Source organism: Thiocapsa sp., assembly GCF_022340925.1.
Taxonomy (GTDB): Bacteria; Pseudomonadota; Gammaproteobacteria; order Chromatiales; family Chromatiaceae; genus Thiocapsa.
Genome location: NZ_JAJDNA010000052.1, coordinates 1 through 6,359, shown reverse-complemented (window position 1 = coordinate 6,359; position 6,359 = coordinate 1). Strand labels below are relative to the sequence as shown.

Here is a 6,359-nt window from a genome sequence, read left to right as displayed (position 1 = left end):
GTCGACGCGCGTTCATGGACGTGCTGGGCCTCGCGGCGCAGTCGATCGGCGATCTCGTCCGCCTGATGCACGGCACCCTCGAAGGCGCCCTCGAGGGGTGCATCGGCGCCATAGGCCCTGGCTGCGGCGGTCACGTCCGCGCCCTCGAGCCAGGCCTGCTTGACGATCTGCCAGCCCTGCTCACGCCGCCCGCGGGCCTCGGTCAGCTCCTCCTCCGACGGTACCGCGCCCGTCAGCTCAAGGGCCCGCAGGGTTTCCTCGCAACGGCTCAGCTCTGACCGCTCATCGGAGCGCCTCTGCTGCAGCGCCTCGCGCTCCGCCTCCAGCGCGCGCCACTCCTCCGCGAACACCCGCAGGCTCTCCTCCTCGGGCAAGGGTGCGTTCAGCAGATCGCGGAGGGGTCCGCACCAAAGACCAAGTGCAGCAAGCTCCCGCTCACAGACCTTGAGGTGTGTTTCCAGGGCGGACCGGGTCTCGATGATCATCCGGTCAAGATCACCATCCCGACGCGCGTCGTCGAGCACCTGCTCGAGCCGATCGGACGGGACCGGCGCCGGCATCCTCGTCAGCCTGTCGCGCGCGTGCGCGAGTCGTTCCCGCGTCTCCGCGAGCTCGGCTTGGGCCCTGCCGGCCGCCACGACAAGGGCCTTCTTCTGGGTGCCGAGGTCTGCGGACCGACGCCGCCGCGTGAGAATCGACCTCAATACGTCGATGTCCGCGCCGGACCCGGCCTGGGCCAGGTCGGGCCGAACCCGGCGCAACAAGGCTGCGGCCTCGGCCTGGCACCGCGCGAGCTCGGCGGTCAGCTCCATACGATCCAGCGCGGCCTTGCGATGGCTGCCCAGCTGCTCCCTGAGGTCGTCGACCGCGTCCATCTCGCCGAGCAGACCCTCCGAGAGCTGCTCGCGCAGATCGCGGATGGTCGCCCCCAAGCCTTCCAGGCGGCTCCTTGCATTGGCCCTGGCCTCACCGGCCCGGGACCGCTTGGCGACAGCCTCTTCACGTCGGGTCGCGAAATCGCTCGCAAGCACAGGCACATGACCGATCTGCGCCAGCTCCCCCGCCAATCGCGTCCGGCGGACCAACTCCGGGAGCGTGCGGCGTATGCGCTCGAGTCGACTGCGCTCGCGCGTGACCTGCTCGATCTCCTCGTCCATCCGGGCCAGGTCACGCGTCGTCTCGTCCACAGATGCCCTGGCGTGCTCCCAGTGACGCACCGACAGGCTCGCCTCGCGCAGGCGCCGCTCGGTCTCGGCAAGCTCGGCGATCAGGGCGTTGACCGTCGGCTTGGAGGCGCGCGGCGCGAAGAGTCCTTGTGCCTCCTGATCGAGTCCATCCAGGACTCGATGGATGGCGGTGGCGCCGAGCGCGGTCCCGAACAGGGCCTCGGCCTCCCTGCCCCGCTCTTCGAGCAAGGTCTGCCCGCCGCTGACCAAGGTCTCGTGGTCGATCCCGAAGAGGCGGCCGAACAGACGCTCGTCCAGGTCACCGATGAAGGGGGCCAGCGCATCCTCACCGATCGGCCGCTCCTCGGCGTCCAGCAGGGTGCTCTTACGGCCCTTGCGCCGGATGAAGCGCAGCTCGTCGCCATTGCGTTTGCGCAGGCGTCCGCCGAGACGAAGCTCGTGCTTGGCGTGCCGGAAGTCGTCGCGCGTGCGCTCCGGGATCCCGAAGAGCAGGTCGCGCAGGGCCCGCAGTGCTGAGCTCTTGCCCGCCTCGTTGGGTCCGAAGACGAGATGCAGCCCCTCCTGACCGGCGCTCAGGTCAAGCCGGCGCCCGGCGAAGGGACCGAAGGCAAAGAGGTCGAGCTCGAGGATCTTCATCCCGAACGATCCGGCGTGTCGTTCCGGCCGAGCAGCCGCTCGATCAGAACGGCCTTGACGTCCTCGAGACACCCATGCAGGTATTCCGGCCGGCTGGGATCGAAGGGGTCGTCGCCGGTGCGCAACGCGGACGGCAGCTTGAGTGCGAGCGGCTCCATCTCCGCGCTCAGGCCGGACAGGCGCTCCTCGTTGAGCTCGAGATCGCGGATCGAGCGCAACAGGCCACCGAATGCGTCGTCCCGCGACAACTGCGATTCAGCGCCCTCGGGCTGGGTGTCGACGACCAGCTTCTCAATCCAGACGCTGTCCGCACCGATGGTCGGGACCAGTGCGCGAGACTCGTTGAGCAGGTGCTCGTGATCGGCGTGCAGGCGCGAATGGATCCGACAGCGGCCGGACAGACGCAGACGCGCGGCGAGCAAGCGGCCCTCCGCCGCGTCGGCGGCATGGATGAGTGCCCGCTCGACCAGCGGATAGATCTGATCGGGTGTCCGAACATCATCCACATCCAGGGTGCAAATCGTCCAGCGAACCACATCCAGCGCGCGTTGCTCGACCTCGACGACCTCGCCGCCCTCGACGCGAACCAGCACACAACCCTTTGCTCCGGTCTCGCGAATGTGACGCCCTTGGGTATTGCCGGGAAAGACGACGTACGGATCCCGCGCCACCAACTCATGCTGGTGGACATGCCCGAGCGCCCAATATTGGTATCCTTTTGCCCTCAGGCCATCCAGATTGCACGGCGCGTAGGGCTCGTGACCGGGCCGGCCGTCGAGAGACGTATGGAGCAATCCGATATTGAACAGCCCCGGAACGGCCTGCGGGTAGCCCCGGCTCAGATCCTCTGTGACCGATCGGGTTGGAAACCCCCGACCGTGGATCGCCACCCCCAGGTCCTCGATCACCCGCGTCTCGGGCGCACCGGTCCCAAAGCTGTGCAGGTTCGGCGGCGCGCGCAGCGCTTTGGTGATCTGGCTGGCCGCGTCGTGATTTCCCGCGATCAGGAAGACCGGGATCCCTGCTTCATGCAGACGGCCCATCTCACCGGAGAAGAACAGTCCGGTGTTGTAGTCCCGCCAGTCGCCGTCATAGAGGTCACCGGCCAGCAGGACGAAGTCGACCGCTTCATCGATCGCCAGGGCCACGAGATTCTCCAGTGCCCGGCGCGTCGCAGCGCGGATCTCAGGGACGGGTGCGCCCTCGTAGCGCTCCAGGCCACGCATCGGGCTATCCAGATGCACGTCGGCGGCATGCAGGAATCGCAATCTCATCTCCTCTTCAGTGCGCCCTGTCGTCTCGATTTCTTGGGTCGGCGCCCTATCTGATTCGTATCACCGGATGTCGCCCGGGTCGCCGTGCGCATGAAGTTACCCCGAAAGTCATTTTAGGAAATCATTCTAACACACTGAATCATAGGATTAGGTTTCACTCAAATCCATCATCCTTGCCAGAGCCCCTGACCCATCCCTGCACCCTTGGGGGCGCTCGGCCCCATGATCGGGGTGTTCGGTGAAAAAACCTCGAGAGGTGTACAATTATTCAAGCAAAGCACCATGAATCCAAAGGAGTTCGGCGCACAGTACCGGATGCCGAAACGGGCGAGGAACGTGCCTGGAACCTGATTCTCGGTGCCGCGCGGCTGGCGCGCAATGATGTGCTGCCGCTCGACCGCGCGCTTCACCTCCGGGCCGGACCCGACCAAATGGTCTCATCGTTCCGCTCAGGCCCGAGAGCGGATGCGGAGCTGGTTTGGCAGCCGGGTTCCGGTTGGGTCGCGGGCGCTGCACTCCACGCCGAGCAGGTCGGCGCCCTTTTCGATCTCTATCTCCACTTGTGCCGGCCGCATCATGGACCCGTGGAGGTGATCGCCCACCTCGGCCAGAGCATCGACGGCTGGATCGCCACGTTGAGCGGTGATGCCCACTTCGTCACGGGCGAGGCCAACATTCGCCACCTGCATCGGATGCGTGCGCTGAGCGATGCCGTTCTGGTCGGTGCCGAGACCGTCGCGGCGGATGACCCCCGGCTCACCACCCGCCTGGTCGCCGGCTCGAATCCGCTGCGCATCCTGTTAGACCCGCGGCGGCGCCTGGCGGTCCATCATCTGGTGTTCCAGGACGGCGAGGCCGAAACCCTGCTGTGTTGCGATCGGGCACGGCTGCGCCCGGATGAGCAACGCTTCGGGCAGGCGGAGCTGCTCGGGGTCCCTGCTGCCGATGCCGGTCTGGACCTGAAGGCGCTCCTACTCACCCTGGCGGACCGCGGGATCCGGAGGATCTTCATCGAGGGTGGCGGCACCACCGTATCGCGGTTCCTGGCGGCCGGCCTGCTCTCGCGACTTCAGGTTGCGGTCGCGCCTCTGGTGATCGGAACGGGACGACCCGGACTGCGACTGCCGGCCCCGGAACGTCTGGCGGAGGCCTTGCGTCCGCCCGTCCGCCTCTTCCGCATGGGTGAGGACGTACTCTACGACTTCGATCTGACCACCGCCCAGACGGGTCAACCCGCGGGGGCAGGCAGCGGGGACATGCTGGTACGCATTCGGTAAGGCCCGCAGCGTTCGAGCGAGGTACGAATGCCTTGACCATAGGGGTGCGGCGGGATCGCAAGGACATCGCGGTGTCCGACCCGGATGCGGGAGCAGCCGCTGTCAACCGCGACGAGGCGCTGCGCCTCCCAGTCGAGGATCGCCGTCGCCCGCGACGGGGTCTGCCGGCGCGCCGCTTCGCACCAGCCGCGGATCAGGGCGGCCTGCAGGTGGCGTTCGGATGGAGGAATCATCCAGTCACTCGAGCGCACCTCCACGCGATAGCCATGCGAGCGCGCGAGGCGCTCCAGTCGTATGCTGGCGGCAGGGCCCAACGCGGGGCCGAAACCCTTGTCGCGACGCTGATGTGCATTCACTGCTTCAATCATGTCGCGATCCAGGCTCAGCTCCGGCTCGAGCGCGACACGGCCGTCATAGGTCAGGGCCATCAGCAGGGGCACATGGACCTCCGCACAACGCTCGACCAGGCGCGCAAGCCAGTCCTCCGAGACCAGGTCAAGCAGTGCCGATGCAGTGACCAGACCCGACCTCCCGATCGGCAGCTCAGAAAGGGACCCCGCGAGGTCGAGTCGCCGTGTCTCCAGCGAGCACTGCCAAGGTGGCCGGGCGCAGACCACCGACTGCGCTCGAACCAACCAGCGATAACCGCCCTCCTCCGCCCAGGCCTTGGTCTCCGGGACCACCCGGGCCAGGAGCTCGGGATCCGTGTCGACACACAACCAGTGCTGGTGCCCCTCGAGCAGCGGGGCCAGGAAACGAAGGTTCGACCCGGTGCCGCAACCGAGGTCCAGGACAGGCAGCGGCTCCGCCGACTGGGTGCAGGGCCGCAGCGGGAGCACCAGATCGGCGTCACGCGCGCGGTTGTCCGCCTCGGCACGCAGTGCCAACCAGCCGACCTCGAAGTCACTCATGCCGCATCTCGTCGAGGACACGCAGGAAGTCCGTCCCAGCGGTCTCCCAGGAGCGCAGACGGCGTCGCGCGGATCGCGCCCCGGCGGAAAGACGTCGGCGCAATCCGGCGTCGTCCATGACGGACGCCAGGGCGAGACGGAGCGCCGCCGGATCACCGGGCTCAACGAGGATTCCAGCCTCCCGAGGCACCAACCGCGGGATGGGACCGGTGCGGGTGCTGACGATGGGCAGGCCCCGCGCCAGCGCCTCCGTCAGCACCATACCATAGCCCTCGAAGCGGGTGGGCAGCACGAAGAGGTCGGCCCGATGATAGAGCTGGGCGAGACGGGGCTCATCGACGGCCCCCGTGAAGGTCACGCGCGCAGCAAGCCCGAGACGATGGGACAGATCCAGCAGCGCCGCCGCGTTGCCCGGGCTGCGCTCCAGACTGCCCGCGCAGCTCAGATGCCAGGGCCGATCGCGGAGCGGAGCCAGTGCGCGCAGAAGGATCTCGTGCCCCTTGCGGGGCGTGAGCGAGGCGACACACAAGAGATTCAGCGCCGAGTGACCCGATCCGGCCGACAGGAGGGCTGTGTCCGTCCCCGGCTCGACGACGCGCAAGCGGTTGTGCGCCACCCGGTAGTCTCGCGCGAGCAGCGCGGCCGTCTCCGGGCTGGTTACGATCACGCGCCGTGCCCAGCACAGGGCATCGGCCTCGCTAGCACGCAGCGCCGCGGCGCGCTGCGGCGGCAGGCCCGTTTCCAGCGCGAGGGGATGGTGCACAAGGGCGATCAAGGAGAGGCGCCGCCCGTGGACAGCGGCGATCTCCCTCATCAGGGCGAACGCCAGTCCGTCGACGACCACCAGGGACTCATCGGGGATGCCGGCGAGGCAGCGGTCGGCATCCTGAAGCCCCGCTGCCGTCGGATGAGGGAAGCTATCGTCGAGGCGCCGGACCCGGACCGCTCGTCCCGCTCGATCCAGGTGCTCGATGATCCGTCGGTCGTAGCGGTAGCCGCCGGTGGGCGTATCCAGGTCGCCCGGATGCAGGAACCAAGTCGGCCCCGCCCGACTCAAGTCCGGGCCCGGTGCGG

At 67.9% G+C, this 6,359-nt stretch carries 5 protein-coding genes; 1 reads left to right on the top strand and 4 read right to left on the bottom strand.

All coding sequences use genetic code 11. The features are described from left to right. Both LJE61_RS07115 and LJE61_RS07110 read right to left on the bottom strand, forming a co-directional pair. Positions 1–1,823: AAA family ATPase (locus LJE61_RS07115; RefSeq protein ID WP_296917872.1), on the bottom strand; the 1,823-nt coding region annotated here is incomplete at its 3' end. Then, entirely contained in the window at positions 1,820–3,097 is a 1,278-nt protein-coding gene (locus LJE61_RS07110; protein WP_296917870.1) for a DNA repair exonuclease, read from the bottom strand. The genes LJE61_RS07115 and LJE61_RS07110, both read right to left, overlap by 4 nt. A gap of 431 nt (positions 3,098–3,528) precedes the next feature. On the opposite strand from LJE61_RS07110, the gene LJE61_RS07105 reads away from it, so the two are divergent. Continuing rightward, the gene (locus LJE61_RS07105; protein ID WP_296917868.1) at positions 3,529–4,374 is read left to right on the top strand and encodes a RibD family protein; all 846 of its coding nucleotides are present in this window, start codon (positions 3,529–3,531) and stop codon (positions 4,372–4,374) included. On the opposite strand, the gene LJE61_RS07100 is transcribed toward LJE61_RS07105, so the two are convergent. Continuing rightward, a complete protein-coding gene (locus LJE61_RS07100; RefSeq protein ID WP_296917866.1) occupies positions 4,326–5,285 on the bottom strand; it encodes a class I SAM-dependent methyltransferase in 960 nt (319 codons plus the stop codon). The genes LJE61_RS07105 and LJE61_RS07100 overlap by 49 nt on opposite strands. Next, a partial coding sequence (locus tag LJE61_RS07095) for a glycosyltransferase (RefSeq protein WP_367114912.1) occupies positions 5,278–6,359 on the bottom strand: 1,082 nt, incomplete at its 5' end. The genes LJE61_RS07100 and LJE61_RS07095, both read right to left, overlap by 8 nt.